The organism is Halomonas sp. A29, from assembly GCF_046723295.1.
Lineage (GTDB): Bacteria > Pseudomonadota > Gammaproteobacteria > Pseudomonadales > Halomonadaceae > Halomonas.
In genome coordinates this window covers 99,227-118,940 of record NZ_JAXQPR010000006.1, presented here as the reverse complement: position 1 = coordinate 118,940, position 19,714 = coordinate 99,227, and the positions used below count along the sequence as shown (strand labels likewise).

At 62.5% G+C, this 19,714-nt stretch carries 19 protein-coding genes; 18 read left to right on the top strand and 1 reads right to left on the bottom strand.

The genetic code is table 11. The features are described 5' to 3' along the window. Positions 1-5 precede the first annotated feature (5 nt). The 16 genes from SPH52_RS12995 (at position 6) to SPH52_RS12920 (ending at position 16,999) form a co-directional block, all read left to right on the top strand. On the top strand, positions 6-869 hold the full coding sequence (locus SPH52_RS12995) for an amidohydrolase family protein (RefSeq protein WP_411795696.1): 864 nt from the start codon (positions 6-8) through the stop codon (positions 867-869). Positions 870-896: 27 nt separating this feature from the next. Then, positions 897-1,694 (top strand): NAD-dependent epimerase/dehydratase family protein, encoded by a 798-nt coding sequence (locus tag SPH52_RS12990; protein WP_411795456.1) that lies wholly within the window; start codon positions 897-899, stop codon positions 1,692-1,694. Between the two features lie 61 nt (positions 1,695-1,755). Continuing rightward, positions 1,756-2,511, top strand: coding sequence for a FadR/GntR family transcriptional regulator (locus SPH52_RS12985; protein ID WP_411795455.1), 756 nt, complete (start codon positions 1,756-1,758; stop codon positions 2,509-2,511). Between the two features lie 473 nt (positions 2,512-2,984). Then, entirely contained in the window at positions 2,985-3,902 is a 918-nt protein-coding gene (gene kdgD / locus SPH52_RS12980; protein WP_411795454.1) for a 5-dehydro-4-deoxyglucarate dehydratase, read from the top strand. A gap of 29 nt (positions 3,903-3,931) precedes the next feature. After that, positions 3,932-4,987, top strand: a complete 1,056-nt coding sequence (locus tag SPH52_RS12975; RefSeq protein ID WP_411795453.1) for an ABC transporter substrate-binding protein — start codon at positions 3,932-3,934, stop codon at positions 4,985-4,987. Positions 4,988-5,090: 103 nt separating this feature from the next. Then, positions 5,091-5,534, top strand: a complete 444-nt coding sequence (locus SPH52_RS12970) for a tripartite tricarboxylate transporter TctB family protein (RefSeq protein WP_411795452.1) — start codon at positions 5,091-5,093, stop codon at positions 5,532-5,534. A 17-nt stretch (positions 5,535-5,551) separates the two neighbouring features. Beyond that, a complete protein-coding gene (locus SPH52_RS12965) occupies positions 5,552-7,060 on the top strand; it encodes a tripartite tricarboxylate transporter permease (protein WP_411795451.1) in 1,509 nt (502 codons plus the stop codon). Between the two features lie 34 nt (positions 7,061-7,094). Beyond that, positions 7,095-8,657 (top strand): galactarate dehydratase, encoded by a 1,563-nt coding sequence (gene garD, locus SPH52_RS12960; RefSeq protein ID WP_411795450.1) that lies wholly within the window; start codon positions 7,095-7,097, stop codon positions 8,655-8,657. A gap of 54 nt (positions 8,658-8,711) precedes the next feature. Continuing rightward, entirely contained in the window at positions 8,712-10,037 is a 1,326-nt protein-coding gene (locus SPH52_RS12955) for an enolase C-terminal domain-like protein (RefSeq protein WP_411795449.1), read from the top strand. Between the two features lie 70 nt (positions 10,038-10,107). Beyond that, complete coding sequence (locus SPH52_RS12950; protein WP_411795448.1) at positions 10,108-10,845, top strand: FadR/GntR family transcriptional regulator; 738 nt, start codon at positions 10,108-10,110, stop codon at positions 10,843-10,845. A 49-nt stretch (positions 10,846-10,894) separates the two neighbouring features. After that, positions 10,895-12,472, top strand: coding sequence for an aldehyde dehydrogenase (NADP(+)) (locus SPH52_RS12945; protein ID WP_411795447.1), 1,578 nt, complete (start codon positions 10,895-10,897; stop codon positions 12,470-12,472). A gap of 329 nt (positions 12,473-12,801) precedes the next feature. Beyond that, positions 12,802-13,749: a tripartite tricarboxylate transporter substrate binding protein gene (locus tag SPH52_RS12940; protein WP_411795446.1), complete on the top strand. Its 948-nt coding sequence runs from the start codon at positions 12,802-12,804 to the stop codon at positions 13,747-13,749. A 12-nt stretch (positions 13,750-13,761) separates the two neighbouring features. Further along, positions 13,762-14,280 carry a tripartite tricarboxylate transporter TctB family protein gene (locus tag SPH52_RS12935; RefSeq protein ID WP_411795445.1) on the top strand — a complete coding sequence of 173 codons (519 nt, stop codon included), beginning with the start codon at positions 13,762-13,764 and terminating at the stop codon, positions 14,278-14,280. A 9-nt stretch (positions 14,281-14,289) separates the two neighbouring features. Further along, positions 14,290-15,783 carry a tripartite tricarboxylate transporter permease gene (locus tag SPH52_RS12930; protein WP_411795444.1) on the top strand — a complete coding sequence of 498 codons (1,494 nt, stop codon included), beginning with the start codon at positions 14,290-14,292 and terminating at the stop codon, positions 15,781-15,783. Between the two features lie 100 nt (positions 15,784-15,883). Further along, positions 15,884-16,177 carry an enolase C-terminal domain-like protein gene (locus tag SPH52_RS12925; protein ID WP_411795443.1) on the top strand — a complete coding sequence of 98 codons (294 nt, stop codon included), beginning with the start codon at positions 15,884-15,886 and terminating at the stop codon, positions 16,175-16,177. A gap of 75 nt (positions 16,178-16,252) precedes the next feature. Beyond that, on the top strand, positions 16,253-16,999 hold the full coding sequence (locus SPH52_RS12920) for a S1 RNA-binding domain-containing protein (protein WP_411795442.1): 747 nt from the start codon (positions 16,253-16,255) through the stop codon (positions 16,997-16,999). 37 nt (positions 17,000-17,036) lie between these two features. Here SPH52_RS12920 and SPH52_RS12915 read toward each other — a convergent pair whose 3' ends face one another. Further along, a complete protein-coding gene (locus tag SPH52_RS12915) occupies positions 17,037-17,582 on the bottom strand; it encodes a VOC family protein (protein ID WP_411795441.1) in 546 nt (181 codons plus the stop codon). Positions 17,583-17,741: 159 nt separating this feature from the next. Here SPH52_RS12915 and gshB point away from each other — a divergent pair, with 159 nt between their 5' ends. Together gshB and SPH52_RS12905 are read left to right on the top strand one after the other, a co-directional pair. After that, complete coding sequence (gene gshB / locus SPH52_RS12910) at positions 17,742-18,719, top strand: glutathione synthase (protein WP_411795440.1); 978 nt, start codon at positions 17,742-17,744, stop codon at positions 18,717-18,719. Positions 18,720-18,768: 49 nt separating this feature from the next. Further along, entirely contained in the window at positions 18,769-19,683 is a 915-nt protein-coding gene (locus SPH52_RS12905; RefSeq protein ID WP_411795439.1) for a TonB family protein, read from the top strand. The last annotated feature ends 31 nt before the right edge of the window (positions 19,684-19,714 follow it).

The window sequence follows — 19,714 nt, the reverse complement described above, 5'->3', positions numbered from 1 at the left end:
CGAACGTGACAGTGATACCCGCCAATACCCGGCCGCTGGATGGCTCGGCACCGCGACTGGCCGCACCGCCCGGCGCCACCGACTGCCACATGCACCTCTACCTGCCGGGTTTTGCAGCCCAGCCCGGCGGGCCAGGCATCGCCGAGCTGGCGACGGTCGAGGATTATCGCCGGGTGCAGGCGCGCCTGGGACTGGAGCGGGTGGTGGTCACCCAATCCAACGCTTATCAGCTCGACAATGGCGCGTTGCTCGAAGCCCTCGGCCAATTGGGCAGTGAAACGGCGCGCGGTGTGGCGGCAGTGGCCCCCGGTACCGCAGAGGCAACGCTGCGCGACTGGCATACCCAGGGCGTGCGTGGGGCGCGCATCATGAACCTGCCCGGCGGCGCCGTGACCCATGCCAGCATGCTCGAGGTCGAGCGCCTGACCCGCCCGCTGGGCTGGCACCTGATGGTGCAGTTCAACGGCCAGCACCTGGACGACTACCTCGACGGCCTCCAGCGCATCGAGGGCGAGTACATCATCGATCACATCGGCAAGTTCATGCCGCCGGTGCCGGCGGACGATCGCCGCGTAGACACCATCCTGCGGCTGCTCGATCGCGGCAATGCCTGGTTCAAGCTGTGTGGCGGCTATGAGACCAGTGAAACCGGAGGGCCAAGCTACGAAGACGTCGGGGCCATCGCTCGTCGCGTCATCGCCCATGCTCCGGAGCGGGTGATCTGGGGCTCGAACTGGCCCCATGTCGGCGTGCCGCGCGAGCAGTATCCGGACGATGCCGAACAGCTCGACGTGCTGCTCGAATGGGCCGGCCCCGAGGCCCGTCGCCGGATTCTGGTCGACAACCCTGCCGCCCTGTACGGCTTCTGATTCCGCCTGCTTGAGGAGAGAAAACGCATGATCGATCGTCTGTTGGTAACGGGGGCTGCTGGCGGCATGGGCCGCATCATTCGGCCCCATCTGGCGCAGCTTGCCCGCAGGGTGCGGCTTTCGGACATTGCCGATCTCGGCGAAGCGGCCAGTCATGAAGAGCTCGTACCTTGCGATCTCGCCGATGCCGAAGCGGTCAACGAGCTGGTCCAGGGGTGCGACGCCATCGTGCACCTGGGCGGTGTCTCGGTAGAGAAGCCCTGGGCGAGCCTGCTGCAGGCCAACATCGTCGGCACTTACAATCTGTACGAGGCGGTGCGCCGCCACGGCAAGCCGCGGGTGATCTTTGCCAGCTCCAACCACACCACGGGCTACTACGAGCGCTCGCAGAGGATCGATACCGAGGTGCCGCATCGGCCCGACTCGCTCTACGGTGTGACCAAGTGTTTCGGCGAAGACCTGGCCAGCCTGTATCATGACAAGTTTGGCGTCGAGACACTCAGTGTGCGCATCGGCTGGTGTCACCCCAAGCCGACCGATACGCGCAAGCTGGCGATCTGGCTGAGCGCCGAGGACTTCATCAGCCTGGTGCAGCGTGCCATCGTCACGCCACGCCTGGCCTATACCGTGGTCTACGGTTTCTCGAACAACGCCGAACGCTGGTGGGACAACAGCAAGGCCGCCTTTCTCGGCTGGGTACCGAAGGACAGCTCGGAGCCGTGGCGCGAGGAGATGGAAGCGCTCGATGCCAACCTCGACCCCAGGGATCCGGCGGTCATCTACCAGGGCGGGCCGTTTGCCACCTCAGGCCACCCCGACGATTGAACACCAGCGGCGGCGGCAAGCGCTGAGCCCTTATCACGAAACATGACCGATGGATGGCGATATGGCAGGCAAATCCAATATGACGGCTGACTTCAAGCAACTGAAGGTCCAGAAGCTTTCACGCGAAGGCAGCCTGTCTGTGCATGTCGCCGACCAGCTCGAGGCGCTGATCGTCAACGGCGGCATCGCCGTTGGCGATAAGCTGCCGACCGAGAATGGCCTGTGCGAGGCCTTCGGCGTCAGCCGTACGGTGATTCGCGAGGCCATTACCCACCTCAAGTCGCTGGGACTGGTCGAGACGCGTCGGGGCGTGGGTACCACCGTGCTGCGAGCGACCACCGTCGAGGCGATGCCGGCGGAGCGCATCAGCCCCACCACTGTCGAGGACATCCTGCATGTGCTCGAGCTGCGGCTCAATCTCGAACCGGCGGCGGCGGCGCTGGCCGCCGAACGGCACGACGACGAGGATCGTCGCATTCTCCAGCAGAAGCACGCGGCCTTTATCGAGGCGAGAGCGGTGAAGTCCCAGGCTCGCGAGGAGGACTACGAGTTCCACTACGCTGTCGCGACCGCCACCAAGAATCCCTTCTTTAAGGTCTTCTACGAGCAGCTGAGCCAGAGCGTGATTCCGCGAGCCAAGCTGATGAGCATCGAGATCAACACCGCGGCCACGGACAAGTATCTTGCTAGGGTGGAGGAGGAACACACCTACATTCTCGAGGCCATCCTGGCCCGCGACCCTGAAGCGGCGCGCGAAATGATGTTCCAGCATCTCAACCGGGCGCGGACCATGTACGCCAAGTATCAGGAAGCCTGAATCCACCGTTCTCACATCGGCGGTGGCCGCCAGCGCCTGAGAACAGCGCGCTGGAGCTTGTCATTTGTCCAGAGTAGCCTTGCTCGCATGATTGCCAGCACGGTGCGGGTCACTGCGCCTGATGCTGCTCTCACCCTCCCCAGGCGGCACTCGCATGCACGCCTTAGCCATGCTGATCGGCCCTGTGGTGGTGCTGGGGCTGCGGAAGTATGGGTTCCGAGGCCTGGGCTGCTTACGGGTTTTCCCCCTGATGTACCTCTCTTGAGATGAGCATTTAGACGGCGAGATTCGCCTACTGCTTATCGATTGAACTTTGGTCTACTTCGCACCCATTGGCCTTGCATGGCCAGGAATCGACCGCTAGGTTGTCATTTGTATGATGTATGACAACAAGCGTTACCGGCAGCCACTCCTACGAGCCAGGCTGGCCAACTCGGATATCCCGGTGAGGCGTTGACCAAGAGGAACGATTCGTGAAGTTTTCCAGAGCAGCTGTGGTAGAAGCCGTAGGCGATGGCCTGTTGTCCTTTCCCATTACCGACTTCGATCGCGATGGCCGCTTCGATGCCGAGAGTTACCGCCAACGCCTGGAGTGGTTCATCAGCCACGACATCTCGGCTGTCTTCGTTGCGGGCGGTACTGGCGAGTTCTTCAACCTGACGCTCGACGAGTATCGAGAGATTGTGCGCGTCGCCGTCGAGACCGTGGATGGCAAGCTGCCGGTAATCGCCAGCGCCGGGCTGAGCGTCGAAAGCGGAAAGGCTTTTGCCAAGGCGGCCGAAGAGGTGGGGGCCGATGGCATTCTACTGATGCCGCCCTACCTCACCGAGTGCCCGCAGGATGGCCTGGTCGAGTATGCGCGGCAGATCTGCGACTCGACCGCAGTGAATGTCATCTATTACAACCGGGGTAACGGCATCCTCGATGCCGGGTCGGTCCAGGCGCTGGCCGATGCCTGCCCCAACCTGATCGGACTGAAGGATGGCAAGGGCGACATCCAGGCGCTGAACAAGATCGTCAAGACCGTGGGTGATCGCCTCGTCTACGTGGGTGGTGTGCCCACCGCAGAGATCTTTGCCGAGGCCTACCTCTCCATTGGGGTGAATACTTATTCCTCGGCCGTGTTCAATTTCGTGCCGGACATGGCCGTCAAGTTCTACCAGGAGCTCCGCAAGGGCAACGCAGAATCCGTCAAGCAGATCACCAACGACTTCTTCATTCCCTTCGTGGACCTCCGGGACCGGAAGGCGGGTTATGCCGTCAGCCTGATCAAGGCGGGGGCCGAAATCATCGGTCGCCCGGCGGGTAGCGTTCGCGCCCCCCTGGTCATGCCGTCTTCCGAGGAGCGCCAGCAGCTCGAGAAGCTGGTGGGTATCGCCAAGCAACTATAAATCGACAACGAAGCTGATGAGGTGAAAGCATGCCAGTATCCAAGAAGATTATCGTAGGCTTGGGGTCGGCCGTCCTGATGACGTCGCTGGCCTATGGGATCGGGATGGCCCAGGCCCAGGAGGGTCAGCTGCGTGGCAACGTCCGGGTCGTCATCGGCTCCACGTCCACCGGCGGCGACACCTACCAGAACGCCAGCATCGTGGTGGACAAGCTGGCCGAGCATCTCGGCCTCAACATGAAGGTCGACGCCGTGGGTGCGAGTTCCGCCTTCCGCACCCTGGATCGAGACTCCCGTGGCAACACCCTGATGATCTTCCATGATCAGTCCTATCTGGGCCACCTCTATGGTGTTCAGGGCTATAGCGATATTTTCGAGCAGTACACCGTTGGGCCGACGCTGGCCATCAATCCGGGTAACGCCTACCTGGTGCCCAAGGACTCCCCCTACGAGACTCTCGACGACATCATCGCGGCGGTAGGCAATGGTGAGACCGTGCGGGTGGCGATCCAGCCCGGCGGCGTCTCCGAGATCGGCTTCAGTGCCCTTAAGAACGCCATTTCTATCGAGCACCCGGGGATGGAAGACAATCTGGTTGCCGTCAATACCGGTTCTCAAGCAGACAAGAACCAGCAGCTCTTCGATGGCCAGGCCGACGTGATCAATGGCACCGTCCAGGCCAACGAGCAGTTCACCCGCCTGCCCGAGGACGACCAGAAGGCTATGCGCTTCGTCTGGCTGACGGCCCGCCAGGGCACCATCGAGCAGGCCCCGGAAGAGGGGATGGGGCAGACCAGCCGCGAGCAACTGCTCGAGTACGTCGAGCCCAATGTTCATGTCACCATGGGCGACGACGAGACCTTTACCTTCGATAAGGAGTTCTTTTTCCTCTACAACAAGGATATGGACGCCGGCATTGTCGCGCAGATCGACGAGGCGCTGGCAGAAATCTATGCCGAGGGCGAGATCCAGGAGATTCAGAAAAGGTCCTTCTTCATCCCCAATTTCAAGCCTTCCGATGAGGCCTCTGAGTACCTGTACGAAAAGATGTCTCGCTATGAAGAGATCATCGACAACATCAGGTAAGCGATCGGACACCGACGGTTCTTTACCGTCGGTGTCCCGGCGATGGTGTGAAACGCTTCAGTACAATATTGGGCGGTAGAATTCAGCCCATCCCGGAGCTGTTATGGAATCAGGTCTGTCAAATCTGCTCAGCGTCTCAATTGATTTCGAGACCTCTCACCTGTTCTTTCCGATGATCATCCACTGGATCATGGCGGTGCTGTTCGCCATCATCCTGGCTACGAAAGTAGCCCCTTTTCTTGCCGCGGTAAAACGAGGAGAGCGTACCCTTCCCATAGTGGGTGAGTCCATGGATGGCCTGCGCTTCTTCGGTACCCTCACCCTGATCGTAGCGTATTTCTACCTGATGGACGTGGTGGGCGATATGTTCCCGTATACGGGCTATGGCTTTCTGTTCACTTCGATACCCTTTGTTATCCTGATGTCACTAATGTACCTGCATGAGTGGACAAAGAAGACCATAGCCATCGTGTTGATCAATGCCATTATTGCACCCAGCCTGGTTTGGTTTGTTCTGGCCAAGCTGTTCAATATCACCCTGCCGTGACCGAGGCGAGTGCCACCATGGAATTCCTGACACTACTCGACATCACCTTCTTCCTTCTTGCCGCTTTTGGTGCCCTTATGGGCATCATCTTCGGCGCGATTCCTGGCATGACAGCGACCATGGCAGTGGCTGTCTGTCTACCATTGACTTACGCGCTGGGACTCAACCACGGTCTGGCGCTGTTGCTGGGTCTCTACGTGGGCGGTATCTCCGGCGGCATGGTACCGGCGGTTCTGCTCAACATTCCCGGTACACCTTCATCGATCACTACCACCTTCGATGGTTATCCCATGGCCCGCAGGGGCGAGGGAGAGAAAGCCCTGCGGGTCTGCGTCATCGCTTCCCTCGTCGGCGGATTGATCAGTGCCGCCGTGCTATTTCTGTTCGCGCCGATTCTGGCGGACTTCTCGATCAAGTTTTCCTATGTGGAAAAGTTCCTGATCATCTTTCTGGCATTGACCGTTATTGCCTCTCTGTCCAGCAATATGCTGATTGGCATCTTCAGTGGGGTGATCGGCATCTGGCTGAGCCTGATCGGTGACTACAGCATCTCCGATGGCGGCAACGGTAAGACCCGGCTGATGTTCGATTTCATGGAGCCCTACCTCTTCGAGGGTTTTTCCCTGCTGCCCGTGCTGATCGGTATTTTCGGTATCTCAACCATTCTGCTCGAGGCCGAGAAGGGCGCTAAGAGCGAGCTGGCTCACGAGCGTATCAAGCTCGGCAAGGGAGGTGGCTTCGCGCTGTCGCTCTTCAAGGGTCGGCTGACCAACCTGGTGCGGTCCTCTTTCATTGGGACCTTCGTTGGTATGCTGCCCGGTGTCGGGGGGAGTGCGGCCTCGGTACTGGCCTATACCCAGGAGAAGAACCTAGCGAGGGATTCGTCGCAGATGGGCAAGGGCGCGCCCCAGGGGCTCATCGCTTCGGAATCGGCTAACAACGCCCTGACGGGTGGGGCCCTGATTCCACTGCTTTCCCTGGGCATACCCGGCGACTCCACCACCGCCGTACTAATCGGGGCTTTCACCCTTCAGGGCATCCAGGTCGGACCCCTGTTCATTCCGGAAAACGTCAATACCTGGTACGTCATGATGACGGCACTGGTATTTGCGAATGTCGTGATGTTCTTCCTGATGTTCTATGCCATTAAGTACATCGCCAAGGTGGTCATGGTGCCGAAGCATATTCTCTATCCGGTCATCGTGATGATGTGCGTGGTAGGGGCCTACGCCATCAACTACGGGATCATGTTCGATGTCTGGACCCTACTGATCTTCGGCATTCTCGGCTATCTGATTCAGAAGATCGGGCTCGAGGTGGCGCCACTGATCATCGGCTTCATTCTGGGCAGCCAGGCGGAGATCTATTTCGTCAAGAGCCTCGAGTCTTTCGGGACGCTATCGATCTTTTTCACCAAGAGCCCCATTGCCGTGGTGCTGTGGCTGTTGATCCTGGCCTCGGTAGTGTTCTCGATTGTCATGAGCCTGAAGAGCCGTGCCCAGCGTCGTCAGGAAGTGCTGAGCTGAACATCGCCTGCTGGTGCCATACAAAGGAGCCGTCATGACATTTACGGAAGGCAAGATCATCCAGATTCATCCCGATGACAATGTCGCCATCGTGGTCGAAGCCGGGGGGCTGGAAGAGGGCCAGGCACTGGGTGACCGACTGGTCGCGACCAAGCGGGTGCCTCAAGGCCACAAGGTGGCTCTTGCGGACATCGGCGTCGATGAGCCCATCGTTCGCTACGGCGAAGTTATCGGCCATGCCGTGGTGGCGATTGCCCGGGGCGAGCATGTCGACGAAGCTCGAGTACGGCTGCCTCAGGCGCCAGTGCTGGGCGACCTGCCGCTGGCTACGCGGCCGGTGCCGCACGTCGAGCCGCTCGAGGGCTATACCTTCGAGGGTTTCCGCAACCCGGACGGCAGCGTAGGCACCAAGAACGTACTGGGAATCACCACCAGCGTGCAGTGCGTGGCCGGCACGGTGGATTACGTGGTGGCGCGTATCAAGCGCGAGCTACTGCCGCGCTATCCCAATGTCGATGACGTGGTGGGACTCAATCACACCTACGGTTGCGGGGTAGCGATCAACGCGCCGGCCGCCATCGTACCGATCCGCACCCTCAAGAACATCGCGTTGAATCCCAACTTCGGCAACGAGGTAATGGTCATCGGCCTGGGCTGCGAGAAGCTCCAGCCCTCCACACTGGTCGACGACCGGCCCGTCAAGGTCTACGAGAACACCGAGGCGGCGGATCCCGATGCCAACGTGCTGAGCCTGCAGGATGAGTCCTTCCGGGGCTTCGGCGAGATGGTCGAGGGCATCATGACCATGGCCGAGCGTCACCTCGAGCGCTTGAATCGCCGCCGCCGCGAGACCTGTCCGGCGTCAGAACTGAGGGTGGGCATGCAGTGCGGTGGCAGCGACGCCTTCTCGGGAGTCACGGCGAACCCCGCCGTGGGTTTCGCCACCGACCTCATCGTGCGTGCCGGGGGGAGCGTAATGTTCTCCGAGGTCACCGAGGTGCGCGATGCCATCCACCTGCTCACTCCCCGGGCCATCGACAAAGACGTGGGCCAGGCGCTTATCGAGCAGATGGCATGGTACGACGACTATCTCTCCCAGGGGCAGGCCGATCGTAGCGCCAACCCTTCCCCAGGGAACAAGAAAGGCGGGCTCTCCAACGTCGTCGAGAAGGCGCTGGGCTCGGTCATCAAATCCGGTACTTCCCCCATCGTCGACGTCATCGGCCCCGGCGAACGGCTGCGTCGCAAGGGACTGACCTTTGCCGCCACGCCGGCTAGTGATTTTATCTGCGGCACGCTGCAGCTGGCAGCCGGCATGAACCTGCAGGTGTTCACTACCGGCCGGGGAACCCCCTATGGCCTTTCCATGGTGCCGGTACTCAAGGTCTCCACCAATTCGACGCTTGGCCAGCGCTGGCACGACATCATCGACCTGGATGCGGGGCGCATCGCCACCGGTGACGCCAGCATTGAGGAGGTAGGTTGGGAACTCTTTCATCTGATTCTCGATGTGGCGAGCGGCCGCAAACAAGCCGCGGCTGACCGGTTGGGCCTCCACAACGACCTGGTGCTGTTCAACCCGGCACCCGTGACCTGATCCAGCAGGGGCGCACCCCGGCTGGACCGTTCATTCAAGAGGTATAAGAGACTTATGTTTCCCAAGATCAAGACAATGCGTGTAGTGCCGGTGGCCGGCTACGATGGCTTCCTGTTGAACCTCAGTGGCGGGCACGCCCCCTGGTTCATTCGCTGCGTGGTGATCCTGGAGGACGATGCCGGTAACCAGGGCGTCGGGGAAATTCCCTCCAGCGCCGGTATTCTGAAGGGGCTCGAGCAGTGCCGTGAGCTGGTCGAAGGATCGCGCGTCAACGACATCAAGCAGACCCTGAACCAGGCGCGCCTATTGCTGGCCAAGAACGGTCGCGAAGAGCGCGGCCGCCAGACCTTCGACCTGCGCGTGGCGGTTCACGTGATCACCGGCCTCGAGTCGGCCCTTTACGACCTCTATGGCCAGGTGTTGCAGATGCCGGTAGCCGATCTGTTGGGTCAATACGGCCGCCAGCGCGATGAAGTCGAGGCCTTGGGTTACCTCTTCCTGCTGGGCGACCCCGCCAAGACGGACCTTCCGTACCCCAAGGCGGACAACCCCAAGGATGCCTGGGATGAGCTGCGCTACCGGGAGGCACTGACGCCGGAGGCGGTGGCCAATCTGGCCAAGGCGGCCTATGAGCGCTACGGCTTCAAGGATTTCAAACTCAAGGGCGGAGTATTGCGTGGCGAGGAGGAGGCCGACTGCATTCGTGCCCTTCACGACGCCTTCCCCGAGGCGCGGCTGACCCTCGATCCCAACGGCGCCTGGAAGCTCGATGAGGCGGTACGGGTGCTGGATCCGATCAAGCATTTGCTGAGCTATGCCGAGGATCCCTGCGGCCAGGAGGAGAGCTATTCGGGCCGCGAAACCATGGCTGAATTCAAGAAGCGCACCGGCCTGCCCACCGCGACCAACATGATCGCGACGGACTTCAAGCAGCTGCAGTATGCCGTGCAGCTCAACGCCGTGGACATTCCGCTGGCGGACTGCCACTTCTGGACCATGCAGGGTGCCGTAGCGGTAGGCGAGCTGTGCAACGAGTGGGGCATGACCTGGGGCTCGCACAGCAACAACCACTTCGATATCTCGCTGGCCATGATGACCCATGTGGCTGCGGCCTGCCCGGGTGAGATCACCGCCATCGACACCCACTGGATCTGGCAGGACGGCCAGCGCATCACCAAGGAGCCTTTCCAGATCCGCGACGGCAAGCTGACGGTGCCGAAAACGTCCGGCTTGGGTGTCCAGATCGATGAAGACAAGCTGGTGGAAGCCCACCGTCTGTACCAGAGCCTCGACGTGACCCAGCGCAATGATGCCATGGCCATGCAGTACCTGATCCCTGGCTGGGAGTTCGATCCCAAGCGCCCGGCCCTAGCGCGTTAACGGCCGCAACGACCGTTGAGAAGAACAAGTGTATTGGTAAAGGGGAGTTCACCATGCCGGGGAAGTTGTCATGCCTGCTGACTTAGGGCTGCTCGATGTGCGCAGGGTGGCCAGGTACGAAAGCCTCTCCGTACATGTGGCGGATCAGTTGGAAGCGTTTATCACGCAAGGCGAAATCAAGGTTGGTGATAAGTTGCCGACCGAGAGCAGCCTTTGCAGCTCCTTCGGCGTCAGTCGCACGGTGATTCGCGAGGCGATGACTCACCTCAAGTCGCTGGGACTGGTCGAGACGCGCCGGGGTGTCGGCACGACGGTGTTGCGCTCAACGATGATAGAGGCAAGGCCGGCCGAGCGAATCAATCCGACCACGGTGGAGGACATCCTGCACGTGCTCGAGCTGCGCCTGACGCTCGAGCCGGCGGCGGCAGAGCTGGCGGCACTTCGGCATACGGATGAGGATCGCCTGGCTTTACAGTCGCACCATGAGGCCTTTCTTCAGGCGCATGCACAGAAGTCGCAGGCGAGGGAGGAAGATTACGAATTCCACCACGCCATCGCTAAGGCGACTCAGAATCCCTTTTTCACCCAGTTCTATGAGCAATTGAGCCAGAGCGTGATTCCTCGGGCCAAGCTGCTCAGCATCGACATCAATCCGGTGGCTGCTGAGCGCTATATCGAGCATGTCCAGCAGGAGCACACCTACATCCTTGAAGCGATTTTGTCGCGGGATAGCGAAGCGGCGCGCGAGACGATGTACCAGCATCTCGATCGTGCCCGGAACATGTACGCCAAATACCGCGACCAATGAGCCGGGCCACCCTAGGCCTGGCGGAAATGGATACCCACAGGAGGCAAGCATGACTGTAAATGGAAAGATGCTGATCGGCCGCGAGGCCGTCAGCGGCAGTTCCCAGCCCATCCACGCCGTCAATCCCGCCACCGGCGAGACGTTGGAACCCACCTACGCGGGCGGCAGCAAGGCCGAGGTCGAACGCGCCTGTGAACTGGCCGAGGCAGCCTTCGGCACCTACCGCGAGACCACGCTGGAGCAGCGCGCGACGTTTCTCGAGACGGTCGCCTCCGAGATCGAAGCCATCGGCGACGCATTGATCGAGCGCGCCATGGCCGAGACCGGCCTGCCCCGGGCGCGCCTGGAGGGCGAGCGCGGCCGTACCTGCGGCCAGTTGCGTCTGTTCGCTTCCGTGGTGCGTGCCGGCGAATTTCTCGATCTGCGTATCGACCCGGCCCTGCCCGAGCGTCAGCCGCTGCCCCGCGCTGACCTGCGCCAGCGCCACATTCCGCTCGGCCCGGTGGCGGTGTTCGGCGCTTCGAACTTCCCGCTGGCCTTCTCGGTGGCCGGTGGCGATACCGCCTCGGCGCTGGCCGCCGGCTGCCCGGTGATCGTCAAGGGCCACTCCGCCCACCCCGGTACCTCGGAGCTGGTCGGCCGTGCGGTACAGCAGGCCGTGGAGAAGCGCAGCCTGCCCGAAGGGGTGTTCTCGCTGCTGTTCGGCTCGGGCAGCGAGATCGGCCAGGCCCTGGTCAGCGACCCGCGCATCCAGGCGGTGGGCTTCACCGGCTCGCGCGGCGGCGGTACCGCACTGATGAAGACCGCGCAGTCACGCCCCCAGCCGATCCCGGTCTACGCCGAGATGAGTTCGATCAACCCGGTGTTCCTGCTGCCCGAGGCCCTCAAGGCGCGCGGCGACAAGCTCGCCGAGGGCTTCGTCGCCTCGCTCAACATGGGCGCCGGGCAGTTCTGCACCAACCCCGGCCTGGTGATCGCGGTGAAGGGTCCCGAGCTCGAGGCCTTCGTCGAGGCAGCGGGCGAGGCGGTGAAGCAGAGTGGCGCCCAGACCATGCTGACGCCCGGCATCCACGCTGCCTATGAGCAGGGCGTGGCTCGGCTGTCCAACAGCAGCAAGGTCCGCGAAGCGGCGCGTGGCCAGGTGGGCGAATCGGCCCACCCGTGCCAGGCGGGGCTGTTCGTCACCACGGCGGCCGACTTCCTAAACGAGCCCGAGCTGCAGGAGGAGGTGTTCGGCGCCACCTCGCTGGTGATCGAGTGCGCCGACCTGGAGGACGTGAAGCGCGTAGCCGGCCAGCTCGAAGGCCAGCTCACCGCCACCCTGCAGATGGACGACGGCGACCTGGACGCAGCGAAAGCCCTGCTGCCGATCCTCGAGCGCAAGGCGGGCCGGATTCTGGCCAACGGCTGGCCCACGGGCGTCGAGGTGTGTCACGCCATGGTTCACGGCGGGCCCTACCCGGCTACCTCCGACAGCCGTACCACCTCGGTGGGCAGCGCAGCGATCTTCCGCTTCCTGCGCCCGGTGTGCTACCAGGCGCTGCCGCAAGGGCTTCTGCCCGAGCCGCTGCGTGACGGCAACCCCTGGCAGGTGTCGCGCTTGGTCGATGGCAAGCGAGAGGGCTGACACTACGTTTCATCAGGGCGCTTATGCTCGCTTCTTTGCGCGATATCGCGGCGATGATCGAGGCATGAGTGCCCTGGCTTTTCCCTAATTGCCGGCAGTGATCGGCTCTGTCACTTTCTTCTGCCCCCTGAGCGATGGGGCCTCCCTGCGGGTCTCCCGGCTGACTTGAAAGATAAAACTTTAGTCGGCTTTTCCTGGGAGAGAGTCTTGCAGAGGGCCTCGATAATGGCTAGCTTGTATGATGTATTATTAATGGGATCATGAGACCACTACCGCCGTCTTCGATGCGGCAAGCCACATAAAACAAACGCAAGCTCACAGGAGATGTCATGAAAAGGACAATATCCCTCTTGACCACCGCTGCCGTTGGTATCGGCTTCGCTGTCAGCGTTAGCGCCAACGACTATCCAACCCGCAATATCGAATACGTCGTGCCATGGAACGCTGGAGGCGGTGCCGACAATGTCGTGCGAGCGCTACAGCCCTCCCTCGAGGAGGCGCTAGGCGGCACCATCGTCGTGCGCAACCTTTCCGGCGGTGGCGGGGCGGTGGGTTATTCGAGGGCAGTCAGCGCCAAGCCGGATGGCTACACCGTCACCATTCCGACCAATGCCGTCTTTACCCTGGAAGGGCTCGGCAACGTTGGTTTCAGCTATACCGACTTTGAATACATCGCCCGTGTGCTGGTTGAGCCGTATGTGCTGGCGGTTCGCAGCAGCGGCGGCTGGGAAAATCTCGACGCCTTGGTCGAGGCGCTCCAGGAGGAGGGGCAGGTACTCAAGGTGGGGGCATCCGGTGTCGGCTCATCCACGCATGTCATGGCCGTGGCGCTGGCCGAAGAGCTGGGCGTCGAGTTCGAGGTGGTGCCCTACGACAGCGGTGCCAACGCCGTATCGGCAGCGATGGGTGATCATATCGATGCCGTGGTACTCAACCCATCGGAGGTGATATCCGCCATCGACTCGGGCCGTCTGATCGCTATCGTCACCACCGGCGATGAGCGTAGCGGTGTGCTGGAGGATGCGCCCACCATGCTTGAGAGTGGCTACGACTTTTCCGTCGCCCAGTGGCGGGGGATTGCCGCACCCAAGGGCATCAGCCAGGAAGTCGAGGATCAATGGGTCGAGGCGGTCAAGCAGGCGGTCGACAATCCTCAGTTTCAGGAAGCCGCGCGCAACATGGGGTCCGACATCATGCCGCTCTATGGCGATGAGCTTGATGCCTTCGTCGAAAGCACGGCAGAGCTGATGATCTCGGAAGCGGAAAAGCTGAGGTGAGGAGGCCGCACCATGGTGAAATCGCTGGGTGACGTCCTCTTTCATCTCGTCCTGATCGGGATGGCGAGCTTCTTTCTTATCCAAGCGAGTCAGCTCCCGACGAGCGCTGCCGGCGGCAATCTGTCGCCGGCCTTTTTCCCAAAATCGATCTGTATTCTCATCATCTGTCTGCTTGTCTTCTCCTTATTGAAAAGTTCGAGGAGTGCCATTGCGGCCGTCAGAGACGTCGCGAATTTGAACCTGGCGCAGCATTGGCGCAGCACAACTTGCTGGCTGTTGCTGTTGGGTTTGATGGTGGCTTATGCCCTGAGTCTTGAGCGGGCTGGCTACATCATCACGACGGGTGTCTTTCTGTTTCTTTCCGTGCTGGTGGTAACGCTGATGAGCAATCCGGACGATGAAGGAAGGGACAGGATCGGTATCAGGCGGGTCGTCTTCCTGGCGGTCTTTTCCGCCCTGGCGGCAACGCTCATCTACCTGGTCTTTACCAAGGGCTTCAACATCATTCTTCCCACTCTGGCTTGGGAGTAGGAGGATCTTATGACGCATTATGTCGATGCGCTTGGGCTTGTCTTCCAGTTCGGTGTGCTGCTGGCAATTGCCGCAGGTACGCTGCTCGGCCTGATCATGGGCGCGCTACCGGGCCTGACGGCTGCCATGGCGATAGCGCTGTTGTTGCCGCTGACCTTCGGCATGCCGGCCGTGATGGGGGTTGGCATGTTGCTGGGTACGCTCTGCGGTGCCATCGCCGGTGGCTCGGTATCGGCGACGCTGCTCAACATCCCCGGTACGCCTTCTTCCGTTGCCACCACGCTCGATGCGTTTCCCATGGCGCGCAATGGACAGGCGGGAAGGGCGCTGGGTATCGCCATCGTTTCCTCCTTTGCCGGCGGCATCATCAGCGCGGTATTGCTCAGTCTGCTAGCGCCTCCCATCGCCGAGTTCGCACTCCGGTTCGGGCCGGCGGAGTATTTCGCCCTGAGTGTGTTCGGGCTTGTCATCATCGCCTCGGTGTCGAGCAAGTCCCTGCTCAAGGGGTTGATTGCAGGCCTGATCGGCCTGTTCATCGCCACCGTCGGTAGCGACCCGATTACCGGGGTGAACCGGTTCACGTTCGGCGAGATGTCCCTGCTGACGGGAGTCAGCCTGCTGCCCGCCCTGATCGGCCTGTTCGCCGTTGCCCAGATCCTCAAGGACATCGTTGATTACGTCTCGTCGAGCAACAAGGGAAGCATGGTCCAGAACCCTGGGGAGGCGAGGCCGCGTTGGCTGGAGGTGCTGCGCAGTTGGAAAGTGGTTGCCTCGAGCTCGGTGATCGGCACCATCGTCGGGGCCATCCCGGGCGCAGGGGGCAGCATCGCCTCGTTCCTCTCCTATGACCAGGCCAAGCGCATGTCGAAGACGCCGAAGAAGTTCGGCACCGGGCACCCGGAGGGCATCGTGGCCTCCGAGAGTTCCAACAATGCGCTGGTCGGCGGGGCGCTGATTCCGATGCTGACGCTGGGCGTGCCCGGTGAGGCGGCGACGGCAGTGCTGATGGGCGGGCTCATGATCCAGGGTATCCGCCCGGGGCCGACGCTCTTCGCCGAGCAGGGGGCGATCATCTACGGCATCTTCATCGCCTTTTTCATCGCCAACATCTTCATGCTGCTCATCCAGTGGTTCGGGATCCGCCTCTTCATCAAGGTGTTGCAGGTGCCGCGCAAGCTGCTGATGTCGCTGATCCTGGTGTTCTGCTTCATCGGCGTCTATGGCGTCGACGGCAATATCTTCGACATTTACCTGATGCTCGGTTTCGGCGTGCTGGGCTATTTCCTGTCGAAGTACGACTTCGGCACCGCTCCAGTCATCCTGGGCCTGATTCTGGGTGGCATCGCGGAGTCCAACCTGCGCCGTGGCCTGCAGGTCTTCGGAGGGGACTGGACGCCCTTCGTCATGCGCCCCATCAGTGCCGCCTTCCTGATCGGTGCGCTGCTTTTTCTTGGCTATGCCCTTTGGCAAAACGTGAAGGACAAACAGGGAGTGAATGCATGACGCTGCCCATGATCAAGACGATGCGCATCGTGCCGATTGCCGGCTACGACGGCTTTCTGCTCAATCTAAGCGGCGGCCATGCTCCTTGGTCTCGCTGGCGATGATGACCCATGTGGCGGCGGCCTGTCCCGGCCAGATCACCACTATCGACACCCACTGGATCTGGCAGGATGGCCAGCGGATCACCCGAGAGCCATTCCAGATCCGCGACGGCAAGCTGGCGGTGCCGACGACGCCGGGCCTGGGAGTCGAGCTGGACGAGGAGAAACTGATGGAAGCCCACCGGCTCTACCGCAGCCTCGATGTGACGCAGCGCAACGATGCCCTGGCCATGCAGTACTTGATCCCTGGCTGGGAGTTCGATCCCAAGCGCCCGGCGCTGGTGCGCGGCTAGGCGGGCCCTGAAACCATTGGCGGCCTTCGGGCCGCCTTTTTGCCATAATGGCCCCACACATCTGCGGAGCTGTTCATGGCCTCTTCTCCTCACGACCGTCGCCAGGGTCGCCCGAACCCCTCCCGGCATCCATCTGGCGGTCAGCGCGAGCGTCGGCCGAGTGCGCCCAAGGCCCAGGTCGGCGAGGTCGCCTACCTGGAGGTGGTCACGGTCAACGAGACCGGCGCCTTCCTCGACTGGGGGCATGCGCGGGACGTGCTGCTGCCCTTCGGCGAGCAGCGCTTTCGCCCCACGCCGGGCAAGCGGGTGCTGGTGCGAATCTACGAGGACCAGCAGGGGCGGCCGGTCGCCTCGCAGAAGCTCGACCGCTTCGTCCAGGACGAGGCGACGGGGCTGGCGCCGGGCGACGAGGTCGAGCTGGTCGTCGCCGACGCCACCGACCTCGGCTACAAGGCGGTGGTCGATCATCGCTTCTGGGGGCTGCTCTATCGTGACGACGTCACCCGGCCGCTACGGCGTGGCCAGCGGGTCAAGGGCTATGTGAAGCGGGTGCGCGACGACGGCCGGCTGGATCTCTCGCTGCTCCCGCCGGGGTCGGCACGCCTCGATGTGGTGGGCGACCAGGTGCTCAAGGTCTTGCGCGCCAGCGGTGGTTACCTACCGTTGGGCGACAAGAGCGAGGCCGGCGAGATCAAGGCGCGCCTGGGCGTGAGCAAGAATGCCTTCAAGCAGGCCATCGGCCGGCTCTACAAGCGCCGCTTGATCGTCATCGAAGAGGCCGGCATACGCCTGGCACCCGGCGCGACGAGCGAATCGACGTAGCTCGAGGCGTCTGAAATGTCGCTCATCGACAGGACACTCAGTTAAGCGCCCTGAACTCCTCCTCGTGCAGCCAGGCGGCATGCTTGGGTGCGCGCTTGGTCTTCGACCACTCCTCGACCATGGCCGGCGCCACTTCCTTGAGCTTGCTCATCTGCTCCTGCGTGCCCTTCACGTAGGTCAACTCCAGGCGGTGACCGTTGGGGTCGAAGAAGTAGATCGAGCGGATGATGCCGTGCTCGGTGGGCCCGATCACCGCCACACCCTTGCGCTCCAGTTCCTCCTTCGCTTCCAGCAGGGCGGCCTCGTCGGCCACGCGGAAGGCAATGTGTTGCACCCATTCGGGGGTATTGGGGTCGCGTCCCATTTCCGGTGAGTTGGGCAGTTCGAAGAAGGCCAGGATATTGCCGTTGCCGGCGTCCAGGAACAGGTGCATGTAAGGGTCGGGCGCCTTGGTCGAGGGCACGCGGTCCTCGGCGATAGCGACCAGAAACTCCATGTTGAGCTTGTCCTGGTACCACTCGACGGTCTCTTTGGCATCGCGACAGCGATAGGCCACGTGGTGGATCTGCTGGATATCGATCATGACGGGTCTCACGGTGATGGGAGGATGGCGGTGGCGGTATTTAGTTTCATTTGAAACTAAAATAGGGTCATTCGTCGTGCCCTGTCAAGCCATCTTGGTGTTGCCCGAAGCCCTGCGTCATACTGCGCTCATTTCCCGTATCACGATGGAACACTGCCGATGAGCCGACAGACGAGCGAACGACCCTTGCGCGTGGGCGTGGTGATGGACGCCATCGCCCACCTCACCTACAAGAAGGACACCACTCTTGCCATGCTGTGGGCGGCTCAGGAGCGTGGCTGGTCGCTGCACTACATGGAGCAGGAGGATCTCTACCTGCGCGATGGCCGCGCCCATGCCCGCATGCGCGATCTCACTGCCTTCCGCAACCCCGACGACTGGTACGCGCTGGGGGCGCCCGAAGAGCGCCCGCTGGCCGAGCTCGACGCGATCCTGATGCGCAAGGATCCGCCGGTCGATGCGCATTTCCTCAATGCCGTGCATCTGCTGGGCTTTGCGGAACGCGAGGGCGTGCTGGTGGTCAATCCCACGCGGGCGCTGCTGGAGTGCAACGAGAAACTGTTTGCCCAGCAGTTTCCGCAGTGCTGCACGCCGACGGTGGTCTCCTGCAGCGAGGCGGTGTTGCGCGCCTTCCACGCCGAGCACCGGGACGTGATCTTCAAGCCGCTGGATGGCATGGGCGGCAGCGGGATCTTTCACGTGCAGCCCGAGGGCCGGAACCTGGGCGCCATCATCGAGACGCTGACCGAGCGTGGCCAACGCCAGATCATGGCCCAGCGCTATATCCCCGAGATCAAGGATGGCGATACCCGTATCCTGCTGGTGGACGGCGAGCCGGTGCCCTTCGGCCTGGCCCGGGTGCCCATGGCCGGCGAGACCCGCGGTAACCTGGCCGCCGGCGGCACCGGCGTCAGCCGTGAACTGACCGCGCGCGACCACTGGCTGATCGAGCAGGTCCAGCCGATGATTCGCGAGAAGGGGCTGATGTTCGTGGGGCTCGACGTGATCGGCGACTACATCACCGAGATCAACGTGACCAGCCCCACCTGCGTGCGCGAGATCGACGACCAGCGCGGCACCGACATCGCCGGTCTGCTGATGGATGCCATCGAGCGGCGCCTGGCGCAGCGCTCCTAGCGCCAGTTAAAACCAGCGTTCTGTTAGGAAAGGAGGTTGGGCTCCATTCATGGCGGCCTCGATCAGCGACTCCATTCATTACGCTCCGGTTACGCGGACCTACCGGCGCTGGCTGGCGCTGTCGGCCGCGCTGTTGCTGCATCTGGCACTGATCGGCGTGGTGGCGAGCTGGCAGTTTGCCCCGGCTCCGGCCGAGCGCACGAGCCTGGACGTGGTGCTGGTGACGCGCCCGGCGGAGGCGCCGGTGGAGGCCGAGGCCATCGCCGAGGCGGACCAGCAGGCGGCCGGCGAGCAGGCCGAGGAAACTCCCGCTGAGCGCCGGGCGGCACCGCTGGACGAGCTACCCGTACTCGAGTCGCCGGAAAGCATCGTGGAGCCGGCCACGCCGGCAGATGTCGAGACAGCCGAGCGTCCTACCGCCGAGCCCGCCGTGGAAGCGACTGCCGAATCCGAGCAAGCCAGAGAAGCAGCGCCGGCGGAGCCGCGCGCGAGCGAGCCCCAGGCGTCGGAGTCGCCTCCGGCGCCGACCGCCGCAGCGCCTTCGGCCTCAGGGCGCGACCTGCTGGCCCAGGCCACCAGCAGCATTCGCCAACAAGGGCTCGATGCCGGCCTCGCCGGTTCGGCCGACGACTCGCCACGATCGGCCGCTCAGCGCGCTGCCGAGGCGCGCTACATCGACGACTGGACACGGCGCGTCGAGGACTACGGCAACCGTGTCCATCCTGCCCCGAGCCACCTGCACGGCCAGTTGCGCATCCGTGTGGTGATCGGACGCGATGGTCAGCTTCGTCAGGCGGAGGTGGTACAATCCTCAGGACATACCGAACTCGATCAGGCGGCGCTGGATACCGTGCACGGTGCCGGGCCCTATCGGCCCTTCGACAGCACCATGGGGGAGCTGGACAGTCTCTCCATCTCCCGCGTCTGGCGGTTCGGGCAAGGCAATCATTTTGGCGTGCGCTAGAAACGGTCCGTACAGCGTTTCTTCGATCCAT